Source organism: Streptomyces sp. NPDC052079 (genome assembly GCF_040680275.1).
GTDB lineage: Bacteria > Actinomycetota > Actinomycetes > Streptomycetales > Streptomycetaceae > Streptomyces.
This window is the reverse complement of the sequence record NZ_JBFAWL010000020.1, coordinates 101892-124679: the sequence shown is the minus strand read 5'-3', so window position 1 is coordinate 124679 and position 22788 is coordinate 101892. Positions and strand designations below refer to the sequence as shown.

Here is a 22788-nt window from a genome sequence, read left to right as displayed (position 1 = left end):
GGTGTACCCGGGGGGAGGTCGCGCAGCCCGGCGCCGGCGGGGTGCCGTCGCGCCCACCCGTGCCGCCCTGCGGCACGACTGCCCGCGGAGACGGCGGCTGGGCGCGCGGCTGGCCGCGGAGACGGCGGCGCTGCGGCGGCTGCCCTTGGCTGGGCGCGGCTGCCCGCGGAGACGGCGGCTGGGCGGGGGCGCTGCGGCGGCCGGGCGCGGCTGGGCGCGGCTGGCTGCCGAGACGGCTGGGCCCGCGCGGTTAGCGGAGGGCTTCGGAGACTTCTCGGGCTGCGTCCATGACCCGCGCGCCCACCCGTTCCGGGACGACGTCCGCCAGCATGACGACGCCCACGCTGCCCTCGACCCCCGTCACCCCCAGCAGCGGCGCAGCCGCGCCGCACGCGCCCGCCTCCAGCTCCCCATGCGTCAGCGTGTACCCGGGGTCGTCCGCCGTCTGCTGCCGGGCGGACAGGATCGCCTTGCCCGCGGCCCCCCGGTCCAGCGGATGCCGGAAGCCCGCCCGGTACGCCACGTGGTAGTCCGTCCAGGACGGCTCCACCACGGCCACCGCCAGCGCCTCCGCCCCGTCCACCAACGTCAGATGCGCGGTCGCGCCGATGTCCTCCGCCAGCGACCGCAGCGCCGGCATCGCTGCCTCCCGCACCAGCGGATGCACCTGTCGCCCCAGCCTGAGCACACCCAGCCCGACCCGGGCCCGTCCGCCCAGATCACGGCGTACGAGGGCATGCTGTTCCAGCGTGGCGAGCAACCGGTACACAACCGTCCGGTTGACGCCCAGTTTGTGAGAAAGCTCGGTGACGGTCAGCCCGTGATCCGTGTCGGCGAGCAGTTTGAGGACCCGTAGTCCTCTGTCGAGCGTCTGGGAGGTCTCCGCGGTCACGACGCCCACTCCTTAGTGGTGAAGTCGGCGGCCCTCTCGCGGCGGATGCGTCACCGAGTCCCGTCGGTCACGCGCTTCAGAGGCCGCCGATCGGCCGGCGGCCCGGCAGTGTCCCGGGCACAGTCGCTTCACGGCTGCGCTCCGCGGCGGCGCTGCCACGGGGCGTGTGCGTAGCGGGGACAGTAGCGATCCGGTTCGCTGAGCGGAAGGCTCCGTCCAGAATCCGGGCACTCTCGCCAAGAAGTGGTTCCCTTTGTCCCCATACGCACCCCGGCATCACCGCATGCGCGTGGCCCACTCCTGCACCTTTTCGATCCGCTGGCGCAGCTGTCCCGCCGTGGCCTCCGCCGAGGGCGGGCCGCCGCAGACCCGGCGCAGCTCGGTGTGGATGACGCCGTGCGGCTTGCCGCTCTGGTGGACGTAGGCGCCGACGAGATTGTTGAGCCGCTTGCGCAGCTCCATCATCTCCTTGTGGGAGACCACCGGCCGCCGCTCGGCGGGCAGTTCGAGGAGGTCGGCCTCCTCCGCGGGCTTCTTGCGGCTGTGCGCGATCTGCCGGGCCTGCCGCTTCTGCAGCAGCAGCTGCACCTGGTCGGGTTCGAGGAGTCCCGGGATGCCCAGGTAGTCCTGCTCCTCCTCGCTGCCGGGGTGGGCCTGCATGCCGAACTCGGCGCCGTTGTACATGACCCTGTCGAAGACGGCGTCGGACTCCAGCGCCTCGAAGGGCAGCATGTCCTGCTCGCCGGTGTCCTCGTCCTGCTCCCGGTTCGCCTCCTCCATCTCCTTCTCGGACTCGGCGTACGGGTCCTCCTCGCCCTCCTTCTTGGGCTTGTCGAGGACGTGGTCGCGTTCGCGCTCCATCTCGTTGGCGAAACCGAGCAGGTCCGGGATGGTCGGCAGGAACACGGACGCGGTCTCGCCGCGCCGCCGGGACCGTACGAAACGGCCGACGGCCTGGGCGAAGAACAGCGGGGTGGAGATGGTGGTGGCGTACACGCCGACGGCGAGGCGCGGTACGTCGACGCCCTCGGACACCATGCGCACGGCGACCATCCAGCGGTCGTCGCTGCCGCTGAAGTCGTCGATCCGTTTCGACGCGCCGGTGTCGTCGGACAGCACGAGGGTGGCCTTGTGGCCGGTGATCTCCCGGATCAGCTTGGCGTAGGCCCGCGCGGACTCCTGGTTGGAGGCGATGACGAGGGCGCCGGCGTCCGGGATGGCCTTGCGGACCTCGGTGAGCCGCTGGTCGGCGGCGCGCAGCACGGCCGGCATCCACTCGCCGCGCGGGTCGAGCGCGGTGCGCCAGGCCTGGCTGACGGCGTCCTTGGTCATGGGCTCGCCGAGGCGGGCGGCGATCTCGTCGCCGGCCTTGGTGCGCCAGCGCATGTTGCCGCTGTACGACATGAAGATCACGGGCCGCACGACGCCGTCCGCGAGCGCGGAGCCGTACCCGTAGGTGTAGTCGGCGGACGAGCGACGGATGCCGTCGGCGCCCTCCTCGTACGTCACGAAGGGGATGGGGTTGGTGTCGGACCGGAACGGCGTACCGGTCAGCGCGAGCCGCCGCGTGGCCGGCTCGAACGCCTCCAGACAGGCCTCGCCCCAGGACTTGGAGTCACCGGCGTGGTGGATCTCGTCGAGGATGACGAGGGTCTTGCGCTGCTCGACACGGTTGCGGTGCAGCATGGGGCGCACGCCGACACCGGCGTACGTCACGGCGACGCCGTCGTACTCCTTGCCGAGCGGGCCCGCGCTGTACTCGGGGTCGAGCTTGATGCCTATCCGCGCGGCGGCCTCGGCCCACTGCTTCTTCAGATGCTCGGTGGGCGCGACGACCGTCACCTGCTGCACGACATGGTGGTGCAGCAGCCAGGACGCCAGCGTCAGCGCGAAGGTCGTCTTACCTGCGCCGGGCGTGGCCACCGCCAGGAAGTCCCGGGGCTGCGCCTGGATGTACTTGTCCATCGCCCCTTGCTGCCAGGCGCGCAGCTTGCCGGCCGTACCCCAGGGGGCACGTCCGGGAAAGGCCGGGGACAGGTGGTGCGAGTGGGACGCGGAGCTGGCGGTGGTAGTCACGGTCTCCGTGGGGTGGTCGGGCGGCGCGGTGCGTATGACAACCGGGCCACCCTACCGATGGCCCGGCGGTGTCAAGGCCGGCACGGGGCCGCGTCGCCCCGGGGTGGGACCGAGGTCACAGTCACCGCGCGAAGCGCGGCAACAGGGACGCGATCTTGGGGACGTCCAGCGCCCCCTGACAGACATCCAGCACGAAGCGCTCCGCTTCGTCCACGTCGAAGTCCGCATCCAGCGGATGTTCGTTCATGTGAAGAAAGACCCAGGTCCCGTACCAGGCGAGGCGCTTGTTCCCGTCAACGAGGGCATAGTTGCGAGCCAGGGACTCCATCAGCGCGGCAGCCTTCTGCCATACGTCCGGGTACGCGTCCTGACCGAACACGCTCGACTGCGGTCGCGCCAGCGCCGAGTCCAGCAACCCGTAATCGCGCACCTCGTCCGCCCCGAGCCGCTTCGCGAGGTTCAGCAACTCGGGCATCGTGAGGTAGTGCATCAGGCGAGCCTCCGGTTCAGCTCCGCACTGACCTTGAGGACATGCTCGGCCGCCTCGTTGAACAGCCGCGAATGCTCGTTTATGGCCGAGATCACGGCATCGTGCGCGAAGGCCTGCATGCTGCGCCCTTCTGCATGGGCACGCTCACGCAGGGCATCGAGCTCTTCCTCGGTAAACCGCAGGTTCAGTCCAGCCATGCCTCGACGGTACTGCGTGGTACCACTCGGTGTCACGCTCACTCGGGCCGCACCCGCGCCGCCACCCACGCCCCCGCCAGAGCCACCGCCGTCATCGGCAGGAAGACCGCGACGAAGGCGGCCGGGTGGGAGCCGGTGGCTTCCGTGGCCGTGTGGCTGACCGTGCCGCCGCCGAGGGCCGCGAAGGCCGCTCCGCCGGCCGCCAGCAGCAGCACGCTGGAGAGGCCGTCGGAGATCTGCAGGGCGGCGGAGTTGGTGCCGGCCTCCGCGGGGGCGGAGAGCTGGAGCAGCAGGACGCTGGTGGAGGCGATCACCAGGCCCATGCCGAAACACCCGAAGGCCCAGGCGACCGCCACCGTCCAGGCCGGCACGGCGTCGATCAGCACGCTGGGGGCGGCGGCGATGGAGGCCGCCACCAGCACCATCCCGAGGGTCATCAGGCGTTCCCGGTACGGCTCGAGGCGGGGCCGTGACTGCACCCAGGAGCCCAGCGCCCAGGTGCCGCCGCCCGCCGCGAGCGAGAAGCCGGCGAGGGTGGGGCTGAGGCCGCGCTGGGTGACCAGCATCAGCGGGACGAAGGACTCGGCCGCGATGAAGGAGCCGGCGGCCATGCCGCGCAGCAGCACGACCGACGGCAGTCCGCGCGCCGCCCGGTAGGTGCCGGTCGGGAGGAGGCCGAGGACGGCCGGGACGAGCAGGGCCGCGCCCAGCGCGCCCGGCACCAGCGACACCCAGCGCAGGTCCTGCGCCGCGTACTGGAGGAACCCGGCGCCGAAGGAGATCGCCAGGGCCAGCCGGATACGGCGGCGGTCGAAGGAGGCCGGGGCGTCCTGCGGGTCCTGGCCGACCGGGCCGGACGCCAGGCGCCGTATCTGCGGCAGCGCGAGTGCCAGCGGGAACACCACGAGCACCGGTATGCCGAGGAACACCCATCGCCAGCCGATGTGCTCCGTCACCGCTCCTGACGCCAACGGGCCGACGATCGACGGCACCACCCAGCCCGCCGCGAACGCCGCCATGATCGCCGGCCGCAGCCGCTCCGGGTAGGCACGCCCGACGACGACATACAGCGCGACGATCACCAGCCCGCCGCCGAGCCCCTGCACCGCCCGCCCGAGGATGAACAGCCACATCGCGCCCGCGGTGCCGGCGATCAGCAGCCCGGCCGCGAAGGAGGCGATGCCCCAGGTGAGCGGGGCGAGCGGGCCGCGCCGGTCGGACCACTGGCCGGACAGCACCATGCCGAAGAGGCTGGTCGTGAAGTACCCCGAGAACGCGAACGCGTACAGCGCCACCCCGTCCAGCTCCCGCGCCGCCACCGGCATCGCCGTACCGACGGCCGTCGCCTCGAAGGCGATCAGCACCACCACGGAGACGATGCCGATACTCAGGGCCCGGTAGGGGCGGCTCAGGACGGTCTCGTCGGGGGCGGTGCCGGCCGGGGCGGGGGCGTCGGCGGGCTCGGCGACATCGGTGTCGCGCGGGTTCGGGGCGGTCATGCTCGCCAGAGTAAGGGCCACGGCATGGTTTGACCCCTGTCGGGGGGCGGGACCGGTACCGGGACCTTGGTCGTAGGACCGGGTTCGCCCGTTCTTTACAGCACCCCGCCCGCCTCGTCCTGGAAGAGCTCCGTCCAGTAGTGCCAGTCCGCGTCGGCCGTCGTGCCCGTGGGGTCGATGGAGGACAGGACCTGGATCATCGTCAGCGCCAGCTGGTCGTAGGTGTCGGTGGTCAGCGCATGGCCCGACTCCTCGTCGATGGAGCGCTCGCGGTGCAGCAGCCACAGCGTGAAGGCGAGCGTGGAGATGTCCTTGTTCAGGGGGTGGAGCACCGCATCCGGCTCGTTCCAGCTGAACACCGCGCCGGTGGTGCCGTCGACGAGCAGGCTGTGGTCGTCGACCAGGTGGCCGAGGCGTATCAGGCGGTCGGCCCGGGCGAGAGGCAGGTCGGCGGGCAGCTCGCCCCGGCAGTCGTCGGCGTAGTACTCCGCGAGCGTGCGCAGCGGCAGGTCCGTGTCCAGGGAGAAGAGGAAACCGTCCTCCGGCAGGCCCGTCTCACGCAGGAAGCGCCGGGTCGGCTCATGCGTGAGCGTCGCGGGAAAGTCGACCTCCTCGAAGCGGACCACCGCGCCCCGGCCGAACGCGTGGTCCAGAAGGCGGACGGGGAGGTCGAGGGAGAGACCCGAGGCCGTACCCGGGCCCGCCACCAGGGCCAGCGGGCGGATCAGCGCGGCCATCCGCCAGAACGGCGCCGGCGCCCCGGCCGCGCCCTCCTCGAAGATCGCCAGCAGCTGCCGGGAGGCCTCGGCGACCGCCTTGGTGCCGTACCGGCCCGCGTAGGCGGCGAACTGACCGCGCAGCCCGGCCAGTTCGTCCGTCGCCGCGGCGAACCGCACCAGCGTCGGCAGGGACGGCGCCAGCGGCCGGCGGTCCATCAGGTCGGGGCGGTCGTGGAAGAAGTACGTCGTCGAGACCTCGCCGGTGGCGCCGTCGAGCAGTACGGACTCCGTCTCCAGGCACCCGGGACCGAGCAGACCGCCGATGACCAGCTGGTCCCGCAGCTCGGCCGGGAGCCGGTCGCCGGGGGCGCCCGTCGAGTCGGCCACGGTGTGCGGGCCGCCCCGCCGCGTGAGCTCCGCGAAGCTGAACAGACCGCTGTCCGCCGGCAGTCCGGGGCCCGTCAGCCAGCTACGCGTGGACGCGTGCGTGATGTAGGGATCGAGGTCGGCGTCGGCGAGTGTGATCGCCCCTGCGACAACAGTGTCAACAGTGTCGGTCCTGCTCATGGTTCCCCCGCGATACGTGTGCTCGGTCCCGGGCCCGCGAACGCCCCGCCCCGGGCTGGACGGCCTGCCCTTGCGCACCCGATGGCCGTCCCCACTGACCGGAACACTACGCGCCACCACTGACAACGCCCCCGGTCCGAGGGCGCGACGAAACGGCGCCCCTCACCACACAAGACGCGCCGGCAACCGCTTGCGTTGCCTTCCCCGCGGGAAACAGTTGCCTTCCTCGCGGACGACAACCGCACGGTCTCAGTTCCCGGTGACCACCGCGGCCTGCGGGCGGATCGGCAGCCGGTTCACCGGGCGGCCGGTGGCGGCGCGCACGGCGGAGGCGATGGCCGCCGGTGAGGTCACCACCGGCACCGCGCTGACCGCCTTCGCGCCGAACGGCGCGACCACGTCCCGCTCCTCGACCAGCTTCACGATGTGGATGTCCGGCGCGTCCAGCGCGGTCGGCAGGGCGTAACCGGTCAGATCGGGGTGGCGGACGAGACCGCGCGGTGTGCGCAGGTTCTCGGTGAGCGCCGCGCCCAGGCCCTGGGTCACGCCCGCCTCGATCCGGGCGTTCAGCTGCGCGGGGTTCAGCACCCGGCCCACGTCCTGGGCGACCGCCAGTTCGACGACCCGGACCGAGCCGATCTCGATGTCGACGTCGACCACCGCGCGGACCGCGCAGAACGACATGCCGACGAAGGCGTCACCCTGCCCGGACTCGTCCAGCGGCTCCGTCGGGTGCGGGCGGCACTGAGCGGTGGCCCACAGTTCCTTGCCCTCCATCGCCTCCGTGACGGTGGTGGACAGCACACCGTCGTACGAGGTGATCTTGCCGTCGGTGATCTGGAGCAGCTCGGTGGACATGCCGAACTTGTGGGCGAGCGGCTGGAGGAGCTGGGTCCGGACCATCTTCGCCGCGCGTTCCACGGCACCGCCCGACACCCAGGTGTGCCGGCCGCGGCAGCCCGGGCCGGCCGGGGGCTGGTCGGTGTCCACGGGCACCACGTGCACCTCGTCGATGCCGAGGGTCTCCTGGACGATCTGCCGGGCCAGGGTGGAGAAGCCCTGGCCGGTCTCCACGGCCGCGCACAGCACGGTCGCAACGCCCCCCTGGACCCGCACGGTGGCCGTGGACACCTCGTCCGCGCCCTCCGCGCCGAGCATGTGCACCATGCCCAGTCCGTAGCCGACGCCCCGGCGCACCGCGCCCGGTTCGCCCGCGCCCTCGGGGCCGCCGGGCAGCAGCCACTCGTCCTCGGGGGTGTCCTTGGGCAGCGGCGGCAGCGGGAAGTCCCGTACTGCCTGGAGGAGTTCGGCGACCGGTGCCGGGCAGGTGACGGTCTGGCCGGTGGGCAGGACGTCGCCGGTGGCCATGACGTTGCGCAGGCGCAGTTCCGCCGGGTCGACGCCGAGCTTCTTGGCCAGCTTGTCCATCTGCGCCTCATAGGCGGCGCACACCTGCATCGCGCCCTCGCCGCGCACATGGCCGGAGGGCGGGTTGTTGGTGCGTACGGCCCAGCCCTCGATGAAGGCGTTGGGGACGACGTAGGGGCCGCAGGCGAAGGCGACGGCGGCGGCCAGGGCGTCGGAGGAGGTGTCGGCGTAGGCGCCCGCGTCGAGCAGGATCTGCGCCTCGACCTTGACCAGCCGGCCCTCGGCGTCGGCGTGGTGGCGGTAGCGCAGCAGGGTGGGGTGGCGGTGGGTGTGGCCGAGGAAGGACTCCTCGCGCGTGGCGGCGAGTTTGACCGGGCAGCCGGTCCTCAGCGCGAGCAGCCCCAGGGGGAGCTGGAAGCTCTGGTCCTCGCGGTCGGCGGTGGCGCCGGGCACCCCGGTGACGACGATCTTCACCCGATCGGGTTCCAGGCCGAACGCGGCGGCGGCGGTGTCCCGGTCGCCGTGCGGGTCGGTGGACGCCAGATACAGCTCGACGCCGCCGTCCGGGCGGGGCACGGCGAGACCGGCCTCGGCCCCTATGGGCGCCGGGTCCTGACGGCCGATGCGGTACAGGCCCTCGACGACGATGTCGCCGGCCGCGTCCGGGTCGCCGTGGCGCAGCGGGATGTGCCGGATCAGATTGCCGTCGGGGTGCAGCGGTTCGGCCTCGAAGGCCTGCTCGGGGTCGGTCACCGGGTCGAGCACCTCGTACTCGACGATCACGGCGGCGGCGGCCATCCGCGCGGTGTCGGGGTGGTCGGCGGCGACGGCGGCGATGGGCTCGCCGTGGTGGCGTACGACCTCGGAGGCGAAGACCGGGCGGTCGGCCTTGCCGCGGCCGTGCTCCGCGGCGCCGGGAACGTCCTCGTGGGTGACGACCGCGCGGACGCCGGGCATCTCACGCGCGTGGGCGGTGTCCACGGAGACGATGCGCGCGTGCGGGTGCGGGGAGCGCAGCACGGCCGCCCACAGCAGGCCCTCGGCCCACAGGTCGGCGGCGTAGGGGAAGGTGCCCTCGGTCTTGGCGCGGGCGTCGGCGGCCGGGAGGGAGACGCCGAGCCCGTGCGGGACCGGCTCCGGCTCGGGGGCGGCCTGGGCGGCCTGCGCGGTGGGTGCGGTGGCTGCTTCGTTGCTCACGCCTGGCCTCCGTCCTGGCCGTAGGGCTGGTCCTGGGGCTGGTCATGGGGCTGGTCATGGGGCTGGTCATGGGGCTGCTCGAGGGGGCCGGGGCCGCCGAACGCCGTCGGGTTGACCCCGCCGGCGCCCGGGCCCGCCTGGTGCGGGATGCGGGGTGCGTCACTCTCGCCGTCGGCGCCGGACCCGGCGTCCTCGGCGTGCGCCTTGCGTTCGGCGACGACTTCCTTGACGGCGGTCACCACGCCCCGGTAGCCGGAGCAGCGGCACAGATTGCCGCACAGGGCCTGGCGGGTCTCCAGGTCGGTGGGCGCCGGGTTGCCCTCCAGGAGGTCGTGCACGGTCATCGCCATGCCCGGTACGCAGAAGCCGCACTGGACGGCGCCGCACCGCGCGAGCGCCCGCTGCACGTCCGAGGGCCGGCCGTCCTGGGCCAGTCCCTCGACGGTACGGACCTCGCTGCCGGCCGCCGTGACGGCCGGGACCAGGCAGGACGCCACGAGCCGCCCGTCGACCTGCACGTTGCAGGCGCCGCACTCGCCCTGCGAGCAGCCGTCCTTGGCGCCGGCCAGGCCGAGCCGCTCGCGCAGCACATAGAGCAGCGACTCGCCGATCCAGGCGTCGCTGACGGGCCGATCGGTGCCGTTGACGCGGAGCACATAGGAGGCGAGGGGGTGGTCGTCGTGCGGGGAGCTCACCGTCGCCGGTTCGGCCGAGGTACCCGGTTCGCCCGGAGTGTCGGAGTCCGGCCCGGTGTTGGGGGTGTCCTCCGCGGGCGTGCCGTCGTCGGGGGCCGCCCCGGCCGCCTTCCCTACGTCCCCGGCGTGGTCGGCGTGATCGACGGAGGGCCCTGACGGGCTGTCTGCGGCCTCGGATGTCTCGTCGGCCCCGGAACCGGGCCGTACGGCGTCCTGGGCGGCGGGGTGCGGGTGTTCCCGGAGACCGTGTTCCTCGGGCCCGGCGGAGGCAGCGTCGGCGGCCTCCGCGCCGGGGCTCCACCGGGGCTCGGCGTGGTCGTCGACGGGCAGCGGCTGGGGCACACCGGACGACCGGGGGCCGGCGTGGGCGGAGCCGTCGGCCCGCCCGGGCTCCCATGCCCCGTCGGCATGCGGGGGCTGCCCGGGGCCGTGCCCCGGGGCAGCGGCGTCCGGTCGTCCCTCAACGGGGCCGGACTGCCGGACGGCGGACGCGTCCCGGCCGTCCCGGCCGTCGTACCTGGGGTCGTCGGATCCCTGGGGCGCGCCTAGGTCCCCGCCCTGGCCGGACCCGCCGTACGGTCCCGCGGCGTGCGGGGACTGCCCGGGCCAGGCGGAGGGCTCCTGCGGGCGCTCTCCGGCCGGCCGGTGCGCGACGGCGTCCGCACCGCCGCCCTGCCCGCCGTACGGTGCCGCGGTGTGCGCGGGCTGCCCGGGACCATGCCCCGGCGTGCCGGGCGCCTCCGGCGAAGCAGCGGCGTCCGGCCGCCCCTGAACGGGCCCGGACTGCCGGGCGGCGGACGCGTCCCGGCCGTCCCGCCCGTCGTACCCGGGGTCGTCGGACCGCTGGGGCGCGGCGAGGTCCCCGCCCTGGCCGGGCCCGCCATACGGTCCTACGGCGTGCGGGGGCTGCCCGGGACCGACCCCGGGCCCGGCGGAGGGCTCCTGGGGGCGCTCTCCGGCCGGCCGGTGGGCGACGGCGTCCGCACTGCCGCCCGGCCCGCCGTACGGTCCCGCGGCGTGCGGGGACTGCCCGGAACCGTGCCCCGGCGTGTCATGCGCCTCCGGCGGGGCAGCGGCGTCCGGCCGTCCCTCAACGGGTCCGGGCTGCCGGGCAGCGGACGCCTCCCGGCCGTCGTACCCGGGGTCGTCGGGCCGCCGGGGCGCGGCAGCGTCGGCACCGCCGCCGGACCCGCTGTACGGTCCCCCGGCGTCCTGCCGCTCCCGCGCGGGACCGGGCTCGCCGCCCTGCTGCTCCGGCTCCTGCGGGACACCGGGCACGCCGGGTCCCCACGGTTGGCCGATGGTCTGGGGGGTGGCCCAGGGGGCCGGGGCGCCGCCCGGGAGGGTGGCCGGAGGCGTGCCGCCGCCCCACTGCTCGACCAGGGAGGACGTGGTGAACTCGCCCGATTCGTCCGGCAGGTCGCCGTCGGCGACCGGGATGGACCACTGGCCGGTGACATCCTGCCCCGGCGCGGGGTTCTCCGCCGCCGCGGCCTCCTCGAAGCCCCACTGCCCGGTGGCGCCCGGGTTGTACGCGAACCGGTCCCCCGCGGCCGCGTCCCCCTCGGAGGCCCCCGGCTCGTGCCACTGCGCGCCGTCGACGGGCGCGCCCGGCGCGGACCAGGTTCCGGTGGCCGCCGGGTCGGTGCCCGCGGTGGTGGCGGGGGAGACCGTTATCTGCGGCGGCACATAGCCGTGGCCGGGCGCGGCGAGCGGGCTCTCCATGGAGTCGAGCAGCGCGTCGATGCCCCCCTCGGGGAGGTTCACGAAGGCCGTGGCGCCGTCGTCGTAGTCGCCCCGGGGCAGCGGGTCCCAGCGGCTGCCGCCGGGGGGCCTGCCCTCTCCGTGCTGGTCGTCGGTCACGACAGCGCCCTCCCCAGTGCTCGTCGGGCCAGCGCGGCGACGGTGCGCCGCAGGTGCAGTACCGCGGGCGGTAGCGGTGGGACGGTGCCGTCCTCGCCGGGGTCGGCGTCGGGGATGCAGGCCGCGGCGACGTACTCCCCGAACGCGCTCAGTGCCTCGGGCACGATCGCGCGGTTGTTGTCCCAGTCGATGAGCTGCGCGACCCACTGCTCGGCGTCCAGGGGCCTGAGCGGCATCGGCGCTATGGCGCCCACCGCGCAGCGCACCCCGCGCCGCGCGGGGTCGAGCACGAGGGCGACGGAGGCGACCGCCCGGCCGGGGCCGGTGCGTCCGGTGGCCTTGAGGAACACCTGGGGGGCGTGCAGCAGCGGCACGCGCACGTAGCCGATGAGCTCGCCGGGACGCAGCAGGTCCATTCCGGCCAGCAGGTGCGACACGGGGACCTCGCGGCGGGCCCCGTCCGGGCCGGCGACGATCAGCGTCGCCTCCAGGGCGGCCAGCACGGGCAGCGCGTCCCCGGTGGGGGCGGCGGAGGCGATGTTGCCGCCGAGGGTGCCGGCGTTGCGGATGTGCGGCGGTCCGGCGGCCCGCGCGGAGGCGGCGAGCGCCGGGATGAGGGCGGCGAAGTCGGGGCGGCCCATGCGCGCGTGCGTGAGTCCGGCGCCGAGCAGCGCGTGTCCGTCCAAATACTGCCAGCCGCGGATCTCGCTGATCCGGCCGAGGCCGACCAGCGCGGCGGGCCTGAGCTGCCCGGAGTTGACGGCGGCCATCAGGTCCGTGCCGCCCGCGACGGGCACGGCTGCGGGCATGGCCGTGAGCGCGGCCACGGCCTCGTCCAGGGTCGTGGGCAGCGTGACGGCCTGCGCCGCCTGCGGTGCGTGCGTGCTCAAAACCGGCTGCCCCTTCCCGCTGCCCCACCTGGTCCCACCTGTGCGCCGTACGGTACGTGCTGACAGGGCGGACGTGGCAACTCTGGCACATCTTGGCAGGCGCCGAAGACGGGGGTCCGCTAGGAGGCATTCGCCCACCTGACCCCGGGCATGGTGGATTTCACCCGGGATCCCCAATCTGCCCTGGATTGGCACTATCGGTGACGCCTGTATCCGTATCGCACGGCCTGTTCGGCCCGGGCGCACGGACGCGCGGGACCCGTTCGGCGTCCCGGGGGCGCGGAAGAGGCGAGAGGAACGGCGGTCTACCGGTTCGGCGGCGGACCGTCGATCGGGCGTCCCAGTACGCCCGGGCGCCGCTGCCAGGGCAGCGGCCCGGTGGGCGGACGGTAGCCGACCCCGAGGGCGTCCAGGCGCCGGTAGTGGGCGGCCATCCGCCGCTCGAACCCGGCGAAGTCCCGGTCGGCGGGTGCGGGCAGGTCGCTCCAGGCGACCTCGGCGAACGCGGCGAGCCGGGGGAACGTCTGGTAGTCGACGCGCCCCTGGTCCTCCATCACCTCGGTCCACACGTTGGCCTGGGTGCCCAGCACCCGTGCGCTCTCCTCCGGCGTCAGCTCCGCCGGCACGGGCTCGAACCGGTAGACGTCCTCCAGGGTGCGCACGTACCCGATCGGCACCGGCTCGTCGGCGCCGGCGTCCTGACGGTGGTCCAGGTACACCTGCTGCTCGGGGCACATGACCACGTCGTGCCCCGCGCGGGCCGCGGTGACCCCGCCCGCGTAGCCGCGCCAGGACGACACCGCGGCGCCGGGAGCCAGGCCGCCCTCCAGGATCTCGTCCCAGCCGATCAGCCGCCGTCCCCGCGCGGCGAGCCAGCTGTCGAAGTGACCGATGAACCAGGCCTGCAGCGCGCCCTCGTCCGCGAGACCGAGGTTGCCGATCTGCTTCTGCGCGGTGTCCGACGCACGCCACTGTTCCTTGGGGCATTCGTCGCCGCCGATGTGCACGTACGGCGAGAACGGCCCGGCGTCCGCGGGGAACAGGTCCAGGACTTCCTCGAGCACCCCTTCGTAGAAGCGCAGGGTGTCGTCCGTGGGGGCGAGTACGTTCGGGTTGATCCCCCAGGTGTCCCAGACGGTCAGGGAGGCGGTGTCGACGACATCGGAGTTGCCGAGTTCCGGATACGCGGCGATGGCGGCCTGTGAGTGCCCGGGTACGTCGATTTCGGGGACGACGGAGATATGCCGCTCGGCGGCATAGGCGACGATCTCGCGGATGTCGTCCTGGGTGTAGTAGCCGCCGTGCGGCTTGTCGTCCCACAGCGGTGAGGCGCGGTGGCCGACTTTCGTCCGCGCACGCCAGGAGCCGACCTCGGTGAGCTTCGGATACCGCTGGATCTCGATGCGCCAGCCCTGGTCGTCCGTCAGATGGAGATGCAGGACGTTGAGTTTGTGCGCCGCCATGAGATCGATAGAGCGGAGCACCCCGTGCTTCGGCATGAAGTGCCGGGCGACGTCCAGCATCAGCCCTCGCCAGCGGAAGCGGGGGGCGTCCTCGATCGTCACATGCGGGACCGCCCACGCCCGGTCGCGGCGGACCGGTGCCCGGCGGAAGGCGTCGGGGCCGAGGAGCTGCCGCAGCGTCTGGGCGCCCTGGAAGACACCGGCCGCGCTGCCGCCGCTGATCCGGACCCCGCCCCGGTCGCTGACGAGGCGGTACTCCTCCGGGCCCAGCCCGGGATCGAGCGCGAGCCCGATGCCGTCCCCGGCGGCGGCGCCGGGCCCCCGCCCCTCGTGCAGCGGCAGCCCGGTCGCCTGCCGGAGGACGGTGCGCAGCCAGTGGCCGGCGCCTTCCGTCCCGTCACCGGCGTGGAGCTGGGAGTGTGCCGTCAGCCGCACCTCGCCGGAGCCGACCACAACACTGCGGGGTGCTGGAATCAGTTCAGTCACGTCAGTCCTTTACCGCGCCGCCCAGTCCGGAGACCAGACGCCGCTGTACGAGTACGAAGAAGACCAGAACCGGAATCGTCATCACCGTGGACGCCGCCATGACCCCGCCCCAGTCCGGGTCGTCGGGTTTGTAGAAGACCAGCAGCGCCATCGGCAGGGTCGACTGCGAGATGTCGCTGATGATGAAGGACTTGGCGAACAGGAAGTCGTTCCAGGTGGAGATGAAGGAAAACACGCTGGTGGCGACGAGGCCCGGCAGGACGAGCGGGAAAAGGATCTGCCAGAGAAAGCGCGCGCGGCTCGCCCCGTCGATGTACGCGGCCTCCTCCAGCGCCTCCGGAACGGCCTTCACGAATCCCCTGAGCATCCAGATCGCGAACGGCAGGGAGAACGCGATGTGCGGGAGGATCAGCGACCACAGCGTGTTCAGCTGACCGAAGTCCCGCATGACGAAGAACAGGGGGATGGTCAGCGCCTCCACGGGCACCATCTGGGCCACCAGAAACATGATCAGCAGGGTGGTCCGCATACGGAAGCGGAAACGCGTGACGGCGGTCGCGGCAAGAAAGGCGATCAGCGCGGAGGCGACCACCACGGCGACCGCGACGACGACGCTGTTGAGGAAGTACCGGCCGAATTCCTGCTGCCCGAACGCCCGCCGGAAGGAGTCCAGCGTGGGGGCGAGCGTCCAGGGACGCGGCTCGGTGGACTCGATCTCCCCGGCCGGTTTGAACGCGCTCAGGACCATCCAGTACAGCGGGAAGGCCACCACGGCGGCGATCAGCAGCGCCGCCGTCTCGGCCACCAGCCGTCCGGGACGCCGGACGAACCTGCGCACAGGTTTCACCCGGGGCCCCCGGTCCTGGCTCATGATCGTCACAGTTCCTCCCCCTGCCGGCGCAGCAGGCGCAGATAGACCAACGTGACGGCGAGCAGGATCAGCAGCATCACCACACCGATCGCCGCGCCGAGGCTGTACTGCGAGGACGCGAACGCCTGCTGGTAGGCGTAGACGTTCAGGACCATGTTCTGGCCCGCGATGCCGCCGCCGCCCGTCATGACGTAGATCTGGGTGAAGACCTTGAAGTCCCAGATGACGGACTGGATGGTGACGACCACCAGGATCGGCCGGAGCATCGGCGCGAGCACGGAGCGCCAGATGCGCCACTGCGAGGCCCCGTCCAGGGAGGCGGCCTCCAGCGCCTCGGACGGTACGGAGCGGATGCCGGCGTAGACCGTCACCATCACGAACGGGAAGGAGCACCAGACCACTTCGAGCAGCACCAGGAAGAAGGCGCTGAACCGCCCGTACGTCCATGAGTGGTCGCCGAGACCCAGTACCCGGTTGACGGGCCCGAAGTCGGGGTCGAACAGGAACAGCCACACCGTGGACCCGGTGATCGCCGGGGTCGCCCAGGCGCCGAGCGCGGCCAGCATCAGCGCCAGCCGCGGCACGGCCCGTACGCGGGTGAGCAGCACGGCGAGCGCACACCCCACGGCCAGCGTGCTGACCACACAGGCCGCCGCGAACACCACGGTGGCCAGCAGCACCTGCCAGAACTGTTCGTCCCCGAAGAGCTCGGCATAGTTCCCGAACCCCTCGAAGGTGGTCGGCTCTCCCCCGCTGACCTGCGCCTGGGTGTAGTGGAAGAGCGAGATCAACCCGAGCTGATAGATGGGGTAGGCCAGCAGCCCCCCGAGGACGACCAGCGCCGGGGCCAGATACAACCAGGGGGCACGGGAGCGCCCGCGCGAGGGGCGCGGGGCACTGCGCGACAAGCCACCGACGGCCGGCAGCCGCACACGGTCCGCGCCCCGCGAGCTCGTGGACACCGTCATCCGGCGGAGCCAAACGCCTCGTTCATCTTCTTCGCCGCATCGCCCGAGGCGGTCGCGACGTCCTTCTTCCCGGAGACGATCTCCTGGAACATCGTCGGCAGCACCTGCGAGGAGTCGATCTGCGCCCACGCCGGGGAGGCCGGCACGAACTTGGTGTCGGCGGCGAGCGTCTCGACGAACGGCTTGACGAAGGCCTCCTTCGCGGCCACCTGCTTCCGCACGTCGGAGAACGTCGGCAGGAAGCCCATGCCCTCGAACAGGGCGCCCTGCGACTTCTTCGACGCGAGCCGCTTCATCAGGTCGACGGCGAGGGTGCGGTGCGAGGTGGACTTCAGTACGCCGAGGTTGTTCCCGCCGGCGAACGCGGGGGCGATGGAGCCCGCCTCGACGCCCGGCAGCGGCACGACGGCGTACTTGCCCTTGACCTTCCCGGCCTCGACGGCCGCGTGGCTGAAGTCGCCGCCGATCGCCATGGCCGCCTTGCCCGAGGTGAAGGCGGTCACCGTGTCGTTGCCGCCCATGCCCGCGCACTTGGCGGCGGGGCAGTTGTCGTCGCCGAAGAGCGAGGTGTACGCCTCGATGCCCTTGCGGGACTCGGCGCTGTCGATGGCGGAGGCGTACGAGCCTCCCTTGCCGGTGGCGAGTTCGCCGCCGTGGGCCCAGATGAAGGGCATCGCGCCGTAGGTGTAGGCACCGCCGACCGCGATGCCGTACATCTCGGGCCTGGCGGCGTGGATCTTCTTGGCGGTGGAGATCAGCTCGTCCTGGGTCTTCGGGACGTCGAGGCCGAGGTCGTCGAAGACGTCGGTGCGGTAGTACAGGGCGCGGACGCCGACAAAGTAGGGGGCGCCGTAGACCTTGCCGTCGACGGTGACCGACTGTCTGGCGGTCGGGTCGGTGTCCTTCGCCTCTTTCCAGGCGTTGAACTCCGCGGTGACGTCGGCGAGTCCGCCGTCCTTCACATAGCCCGCGGTGTCGGTGTTGCCGTACTCGATGAGGTCGGGCGCGGACGCGGGATCGTTGAAGGCGGCCTTGATGCGCTGGGCGCGGGTCTCGACGGGTATGTACTCGACGGTGACCTCGGTGTCCTTGTGCGCCTTCTCGAACTCGGCGAGGACGGAGTCGACGACCTGTTCCTTGGGCTCGTTGTTGACCTCCTGGAAGAGCCAGACACGCAGGGTGCCGGTCTTCTCGTCCTTGTCGGAGGAGGAGTTGTGGGAGGTCTGGGGCGCGCAGGCGGCGGTGACGAGGACGGCCGCGACGGCGACCAGGCGGGCGGACAGCTTCATGGAGTTGCTCCTCCGAACGCGTTGCAGCATATGCAATGGCGATTTCGCTGTGCACAACACATCGGAGGCTAGGGACTGGGTGAACCGCGCCACAAGAGGTCTCAACCAGTCTGTGACCGGCAGACGCACCCTGCGCAACGCACGAACGGCACAAAGGCCCCCAGGGCGCGCAAAACGCACCCCAGGGGCCTCAGCAGAGGACAGACATGACCGGCCGACGCTGCCGGGCTGCCGGGCGGACTACTGGTCGCCCTTGCCCTTGTCGTCGCCGCCGGCGCCCATGGACTCGTAGATTTCCTTGCACATGGGGCAGACCGGGTACTTCTTCGGATCACGGCCGGGCACCCAGACCTTGCCGCACAGCGCCACGACGGGGGTGCCGTCGAGCGCACTCGCCATGATCTTGTCCTTCTGGACGTAGTGGGCGAAGCGCTCGTGGTCACCGTCGCCGTGGGAGGTCTGCGGCGTCGGCTCGACGAGGGTCCCCGTACCAGTCCCGCGCTCGGGCTCAAGAGTGCTCATAACAGCCAAGGGTACTGAAGCTCACACGCATCAGTTGAGCGACGGGTCGTCCGGATACGTGGCGACCATCGCCAGCTCGTTGCGCTGGCGGCGCAGCACCTCGCGCCAGAGCCGCTCCGGGGCCGGAGAGGACACGTCACCGGGCTCGGACTCCACGACGTACCAGGCGCCGTCCACCAGCTCGTCCTCCAGCTGGCCGGGGCCCCAGCCGGCGTAACCGGCGAAGATGCGCAGCGAGCCGAGCACCGTGGCGAGCAGTTCCGGCGGGGCCTCGAGATCGACCAGCCCGATGGCGCCGTGCACCCGCCGCCAGCCCAGCGGCGCGCTCTCCCCGGCCGCCCCGCCCGGGACGACGGCGACACCGAGCGCCGAGTCCAGCGACACCGGGCCGCCCTGGAAGACGACCCCGGGTTCGCCGGTGAGCGCCGCCCATCCCTCCAGGATGTCGCCGACGTCCACCGGCGTCGGACGGTTGAGGACCACACCGAGAGAGCCCTCCTCGTCGTGGTCGAGGAGGAGGACCACCGCGCGGTCGAAGTTCGGGTCCGCCAGAGCGGGAGTGGCCACGAGCAGCCGCCCTGTGAGCGAGGACACCTCGGTCATGCCAGACATGATCCCGCATCTTCCCTCCGCGCGGGGAGGGAAGATGCGGGATACGGGAGGGAATGCGGCCAGGATGCGGAGAGACGGCCTGGTAAGGCCTCGATCAAGGGTGGTGGCGGGAGGCAGGAGGGCGGACGGGAGCACGCCCGGCGCACGCGGGCAGAGCAGTGACGGCACGTGGCCGCCGGGGCACGGTTCGTGTTGTGACAGATCCATGACGTTCCCGGACCCTCCTCGGGCTTACAGAGGGGGGGTCGAGGGCGACTACCCTTTCCTCCTGGCCCTGCCCCATTCCCCCACGGAACGCGAGATCCATGACCGTCAACGGCACTGATGACGTACTGCTTGTCCACGGTGGAACCCCTCTGGAGGGGGAGATCCGTGTCCGCGGTGCGAAGAACCTCGTACCGAAGGCCATGGTCGCCGCGCTGCTGGGCAGCGCCCCGAGCCGCCTGGGCAACGTTCCGGACATCCGCGACGTGCGGGTCGTACGGGGGCTGCTGCAACTGCACGGCGTGACGGTCCGTCCGGGGGACGAACCGGGCGAACTGGTGCTCGACCCCACGTCGGTGGAGAGCGCGAACGTCGCCGACATCGATGCGCATGCCGGCTCCTCGCGAATCCCGATCCTGTTCTGCGGTCCGCTGCTGCACCGGCTCGGGCACGCGTTCATCCCGGGTCTCGGCGGCTGCGACATCGGCGGCCGGCCCATCGACTTCCACTTCGACGTGCTGCGCCAGTTCGGCGCGACCATCGAGAAGCGGGCGGACGGCCAGTACCTGGAGGCCCCGCAGCGGCTGCGCGGCACCAAGATCCGGCTGCCGTACCCGTCCGTCGGCGCCACCGAGCAGGTGCTGCTCACGGCGGTGCTCGCGGAGGGCGTCACCGTGCTGTCCAACGCGGCGGTGGAGCCGGAGATCGAGGACCTGATCTGCGTCCTGCAGAAGATGGGCGCGATCATCGCGATGGACATCGACCGGACGATCCGCATCACCGGTGTGGACAGACTCGGCGGCTACACCCACCGTGCCGTTCCCGACCGCCTGGAGGCCGCCTCCTGGGCGTCCGCCGCGCTGGCGACCGAGGGCAACATCTACGTCCGGGGTGCCCAGCAGCGCTCGATGATGACGTTCCTGAACACCTTCCGGAAGGTCGGCGGCGCCTTCGAGATCGACGACGACGGCATCCGCTTCTGGCACCCCGGCGGGCAGTTGAAGTCCATCGCGCTGGAGACGGACGTGCACCCCGGCTTCCAGACCGACTGGCAGCAGCCGCTGGTGGTCGCGCTGACCCAGGCCACGGGCCTGTCCATCGTCCACGAGACGGTCTACGAGTCCCGTCTCGGCTTCACCTCCGCGCTCAACCAGATGGGCGCCCACATCCAGTTGTACCGGGAGTGCCTGGGCGGCTCGGACTGCCGCTTCGGCCAGCGCAACTTCCTGCACTCGGCGGTCGTCTCCGGACCCACCCGGCTCGAGGGCTCCGACCTGGTCATCCCGGACCTGCGCGGCGGCTTCTCCTACCTCATCGCCGCCCTCGCCGCCCAGGGCCCCTCGCGCGTCCACGGCATCGGCCTGATCAACCGCGGCTACGAGAACTTCATGGAGAAGCTCGCGGACCTGGGAGCCAAGGTCGAACTCCCGGGCAAGGCACTGGCCTAGTTCCAGGGCCCGCACGAACGCCGATGGGGCGGTCACCCGAACCCGGGTGACCGCCCCATCGGCGTATGCACAAGCGCCCTTCAAGCGGACTGCGGACAGGTGCGGCTCCGCCGCGGGCGCGCTCAGCCGCACACTGCCGGCAGTCGCCCGCGGCGCCACACCCGAACGGCGTTCAGGCGGGTCGCCTTACTTGCCCTTGGCCGCTTCCTTGAGCTTCGAGCCGGCCGACACCTTCACGGAGTAACCCGCGGGGATCTGGATCGGCTCACCCGTCTGCGGGTTGCGCGCCGTGCGAGCGGCACGGTGCGTGCGCTCGAAGGTCAGGAAACCGGGAATGGTGACCTTCTCGTCGCCCTTGGAGACGACGTCGCCGACGACCTCGGCGAACGCGGACAGCACGGCGTCGGCGTCCTTGCGGGTCACCTCGGCGCGGTCGGCCAGCGCGGCCACCAGCTCACTGCGGTTCATTTTCTTACTCCCGTGTTCTTCTTGCCGTTGAGGCGTGCCACGCGGCGGAGCCGCATGTTGGGCACGGCCAAGCCGATGCTGCCAGGTTCCTCGTTGAGTCCCCGGACCCGGGTCCGTCGTCGGACCCTCGCGCCCAGGGACGCATCCTGCCTCTACCTGCGGCGGTAAAGCCAATCCGGCACCCGCAGGAGTCGTGAGAACACCCCAGGGAGTCACACGAAGAGCGCCACGGCCCGGCCGCCACGATAGAGGGCTGCCAGGATGTTCGGGTCCCACGACGCGCCGGTTCCACACCGGTCGTGGTGATCCTCACAGCCCTCTTGACGCCGGGCGTCCTACGGGGCAGTCGCCCCCACCGCCTTGGCCGCGTCGCGCACGGCGCCGGCGACCGCGCCCGCGACCTTGTCGTTGAACACGCTGGGGATGATGTAGTTCGGGTTGAGCTCGTCCTCGGTGACCACATCGGCCAGCGCCTTCGCGGCGGCCAGCATCATCTCGGTGTTGACGGTGCGGGACTGGGCGTCCAGCAGACCGCGGAAGACGCCCGGGAACACCAGCACGTTGTTGATCTGGTTGGGGAAGTCGGAGCGGCCGGTGGCCACAACGGCCGCCGTCTGACGGGCGATTGCCGGGTCGACCTCGGGGTCGGGGTTCGCGAGCGCGAACACGATCCCGCCGTCGGCCATCGCGGCGACGTCCTCGCCGTCGAGCACGTTCGGAGCGGAGACGCCGATGAAGACGTCGGCGCCGCGCACGGCCTCCTTCAGGGTGCCGGTGAGGTTCTCGGGGTTGGTGTTGTCGGCGATCCAGCGGAGCGCGGAGCCGGGGGCGGCGTCCACCAGGTCCTCGCGGCCCGCGTGGACGACTCCGTGGATGTCGGCCACCACGGCGTTCTTCACGCCCGCGGCGATCAGCAGCTTGAGGATGGCCGTGCCGGCGGCGCCGGCGCCGGACATCACCACGCGGATGGTGTCGATCGACTTGCCGGTGACCCGCAGGGCGTTGGTCAGCGCGGCCAGGACGACGATCGCGGTGCCGTGCTGGTCGTCGTGGAAGACGGGGATGTCGAGGGCCTCGCGCAGCCGGGCCTCGATCTCGAAGCAGCGCGGCGCGGAGATGTCCTCCAGGTTGATGCCGGCGAAGCCCGGGGCGATGGCCTTGACGATCTCGACGATCGCGTCGGTGTCCTGGGTGTCGAGGCACAGCGGCCAGGCGTCGATGCCGGCGAACCGCTTGAACAGGGCGGCCTTGCCCTCCATGACCGGCAGCGCGGCCTTGGGGCCGATGTTGCCCAGGCCCAGCACGGCGGAGCCGTCGGTCACGACCGCAACGGAGTTGCGCTTGATGGTGAGGCGGCGGGCGTCCTCGGGGTTCTCGGCGATGGCCATGCAGACCCGGGCAACGCCGGGCGTGTAGACCATGGAGAGGTCGTCACGGTTGCGGATGGGATGCTTCGACGCCATCTCGATCTTGCCGCCGAGGTGCATCAGGAACGTACGGTCGGAGACCTTGCCCAGGGTGACGCCCTCGATACGGCGCAGCTGCTCGACGATCTCGTCGGCGTGGGCGGTGGAGCTGGCCGCGATGGTGACGTCGATACGGAGCCGCTCATGGCCGGAGGCCGTGACATCGAGGCCGGTCACCGAGCCTCCGTGGGACTCGACAGCCCCGGTGAGCTGGGAGACCGCGGTTCCTCCCGCGGGCACCTCCAGCCGGATGGTCATCGAGTAGGAGACGCTGGGCGCCGTTGCCATGGCCGACTTCCTCTGCTTTACCGTGTCGCGAGTGGTGCCGTCCGATCGTCGCACCTACCCCTGGGTACGTGGTAGCCGCCCTCAATTGCGGACGTTTTGTTCACCGGGGACGCGACGATTTCGGAAAACAGTTTCCACCATACGAGAGTCGATCAGGCAACGAAAGAGGCCCACATCACTTCGGAAGTGACGTGGGCCTCTCGAAACGCTTCACGACACCGACCCGCCATGCTCGCCTCGCGGCAAGTGG

General features: G+C 72.0%; 18 protein-coding genes. 1 reads left to right on the top strand and 17 read right to left on the bottom strand.

Annotation, left to right across the window (positions count from 1 at the left end; genetic code table 11):
* Positions 1-250: 250 nt before the first annotated feature.
* The 15 genes from AB0L56_RS25150 to AB0L56_RS25080 form a co-directional block, all read right to left on the bottom strand.
* Entirely contained in the window at positions 251-892 is a 642-nt protein-coding gene (locus AB0L56_RS25150; protein ID WP_361030697.1) for a helix-turn-helix domain-containing protein, read from the bottom strand.
* Between the two features lie 276 nt (positions 893-1168).
* Positions 1169-2968: a DEAD/DEAH box helicase gene (locus AB0L56_RS25145; RefSeq protein ID WP_365426692.1), complete on the bottom strand. Its 1800-nt coding sequence runs from the start codon at positions 2966-2968 to the stop codon at positions 1169-1171.
* Between the two features lie 121 nt (positions 2969-3089).
* Complete coding sequence (locus AB0L56_RS25140; protein ID WP_365426689.1) at positions 3090-3458, bottom strand: Fic family protein; 369 nt, start codon at positions 3456-3458, stop codon at positions 3090-3092.
* Positions 3458-3655, bottom strand: a complete 198-nt coding sequence (locus AB0L56_RS25135) for a hypothetical protein (protein WP_365426686.1) — start codon at positions 3653-3655, stop codon at positions 3458-3460. The genes AB0L56_RS25140 and AB0L56_RS25135 overlap by 1 nt, the downstream gene beginning before the upstream one ends.
* Before the next feature lie 38 nt (positions 3656-3693).
* Positions 3694-5154 carry an MFS transporter gene (locus tag AB0L56_RS25130; RefSeq protein ID WP_365426683.1) on the bottom strand — a complete coding sequence of 487 codons (1461 nt, stop codon included), beginning with the start codon at positions 5152-5154 and terminating at the stop codon, positions 3694-3696.
* Positions 5155-5249: 95 nt separating this feature from the next.
* Positions 5250-6440 carry an SUKH-4 family immunity protein gene (locus AB0L56_RS25125; RefSeq protein ID WP_365426681.1) on the bottom strand — a complete coding sequence of 397 codons (1191 nt, stop codon included), beginning with the start codon at positions 6438-6440 and terminating at the stop codon, positions 5250-5252.
* 249 nt (positions 6441-6689) lie between these two features.
* Positions 6690-9005, bottom strand: coding sequence for a molybdopterin cofactor-binding domain-containing protein (locus AB0L56_RS25120; RefSeq protein ID WP_365426678.1), 2316 nt, complete (start codon positions 9003-9005; stop codon positions 6690-6692).
* Positions 9002-11563, bottom strand: coding sequence for a 2Fe-2S iron-sulfur cluster-binding protein (locus AB0L56_RS25115; RefSeq protein WP_365426675.1), 2562 nt, complete (start codon positions 11561-11563; stop codon positions 9002-9004). Before AB0L56_RS25115 ends, AB0L56_RS25120 begins: the two co-directional genes overlap by 4 nt.
* Positions 11560-12453 (bottom strand): FAD binding domain-containing protein, encoded by an 894-nt coding sequence (locus AB0L56_RS25110; protein ID WP_361030721.1) that lies wholly within the window; start codon positions 12451-12453, stop codon positions 11560-11562. The genes AB0L56_RS25115 and AB0L56_RS25110 overlap by 4 nt, the downstream gene beginning before the upstream one ends.
* 305 nt (positions 12454-12758) lie before the next feature.
* Entirely contained in the window at positions 12759-14402 is a 1644-nt protein-coding gene (locus AB0L56_RS25105; protein WP_365426672.1) for a beta-N-acetylhexosaminidase, read from the bottom strand.
* A 1-nt stretch (position 14403) separates the two neighbouring features.
* On the bottom strand, positions 14404-15273 hold the full coding sequence (locus AB0L56_RS25100) for a carbohydrate ABC transporter permease (protein WP_365426669.1): 870 nt from the start codon (positions 15271-15273) through the stop codon (positions 14404-14406).
* A 5-nt stretch (positions 15274-15278) separates the two neighbouring features.
* Positions 15279-16241 (bottom strand): sugar ABC transporter permease, encoded by a 963-nt coding sequence (locus tag AB0L56_RS25095; protein WP_365426666.1) that lies wholly within the window; start codon positions 16239-16241, stop codon positions 15279-15281.
* Positions 16238-17530: an extracellular solute-binding protein gene (locus tag AB0L56_RS25090; protein ID WP_361030733.1), complete on the bottom strand. Its 1293-nt coding sequence runs from the start codon at positions 17528-17530 to the stop codon at positions 16238-16240. The genes AB0L56_RS25095 and AB0L56_RS25090 overlap by 4 nt, the downstream gene beginning before the upstream one ends.
* 240 nt (positions 17531-17770) lie before the next feature.
* Positions 17771-18052 carry a DUF3039 domain-containing protein gene (locus AB0L56_RS25085; RefSeq protein WP_159533333.1) on the bottom strand — a complete coding sequence of 94 codons (282 nt, stop codon included), beginning with the start codon at positions 18050-18052 and terminating at the stop codon, positions 17771-17773.
* A gap of 30 nt (positions 18053-18082) precedes the next feature.
* A complete protein-coding gene (locus tag AB0L56_RS25080) occupies positions 18083-18655 on the bottom strand; it encodes a YqgE/AlgH family protein (RefSeq protein ID WP_361030737.1) in 573 nt (190 codons plus the stop codon).
* Between the two features lie 314 nt (positions 18656-18969).
* On the opposite strand from AB0L56_RS25080, the gene murA reads away from it, so the two are divergent.
* A complete protein-coding gene (murA, locus tag AB0L56_RS25075; protein ID WP_365426661.1) occupies positions 18970-20316 on the top strand; it encodes a UDP-N-acetylglucosamine 1-carboxyvinyltransferase in 1347 nt (448 codons plus the stop codon).
* A gap of 186 nt (positions 20317-20502) precedes the next feature.
* Here the strand turns inward: murA and AB0L56_RS25070 are convergent, their stop codons facing one another.
* Both AB0L56_RS25070 and AB0L56_RS25065 read right to left on the bottom strand, forming a co-directional pair.
* The gene (locus AB0L56_RS25070) at positions 20503-20784 is read right to left on the bottom strand and encodes an HU family DNA-binding protein (protein WP_361030743.1); all 282 of its coding nucleotides are present in this window, start codon (positions 20782-20784) and stop codon (positions 20503-20505) included.
* 335 nt (positions 20785-21119) lie between these two features.
* Positions 21120-22538, bottom strand: a complete 1419-nt coding sequence (locus tag AB0L56_RS25065) for an NAD-dependent malic enzyme (RefSeq protein WP_361030746.1) — start codon at positions 22536-22538, stop codon at positions 21120-21122.
* Positions 22539-22788: the final 250 nt, after the last annotated feature.

Bases quoted from the DNA above. Each gene is read 5' to 3' on its own strand.
- AB0L56_RS25140 (WP_365426689.1), bottom strand. From the start codon at position 3,458: ATGCACTACCTCACGATGCCCGAGTTGCTGAACCTCGCGAAGCGGCTC.
- AB0L56_RS25135 (WP_365426686.1), bottom strand. From the start codon at position 3,655: ATGGCTGGACTGAACCTGCGGTTTACCGAGGAAGAGCTCGATGCCCTG.
- AB0L56_RS25130 (WP_365426683.1), bottom strand. From the start codon at position 5,154: ATGACCGCCCCGAACCCGCGCGACACCGATGTCGCCGAGCCCGCCGAC.
- AB0L56_RS25125 (WP_365426681.1), bottom strand. From the start codon at position 6,440: ATGAGCAGGACCGACACTGTTGACACTGTTGTCGCAGGGGCGATCACA.
- AB0L56_RS25100 (WP_365426669.1), bottom strand. From the start codon at position 15,273: ATGAGCCAGGACCGGGGGCCCCGGGTGAAACCTGTGCGCAGGTTCGTC.
- AB0L56_RS25095 (WP_365426666.1), bottom strand. From the start codon at position 16,241: ATGACGGTGTCCACGAGCTCGCGGGGCGCGGACCGTGTGCGGCTGCCG.
- AB0L56_RS25090 (WP_361030733.1), bottom strand. From the start codon at position 17,530: ATGAAGCTGTCCGCCCGCCTGGTCGCCGTCGCGGCCGTCCTCGTCACC.
- AB0L56_RS25085 (WP_159533333.1), bottom strand. From the start codon at position 18,052: ATGAGCACTCTTGAGCCCGAGCGCGGGACTGGTACGGGGACCCTCGTC.
- AB0L56_RS25080 (WP_361030737.1), bottom strand. From the start codon at position 18,655: ATGACCGAGGTGTCCTCGCTCACAGGGCGGCTGCTCGTGGCCACTCCC.
- murA (WP_365426661.1), top strand. From the start codon at position 18,970: ATGACCGTCAACGGCACTGATGACGTACTGCTTGTCCACGGTGGAACC.
- AB0L56_RS25070 (WP_361030743.1), bottom strand. From the start codon at position 20,784: ATGAACCGCAGTGAGCTGGTGGCCGCGCTGGCCGACCGCGCCGAGGTG.
- AB0L56_RS25065 (WP_361030746.1), bottom strand. From the start codon at position 22,538: ATGGCAACGGCGCCCAGCGTCTCCTACTCGATGACCATCCGGCTGGAG.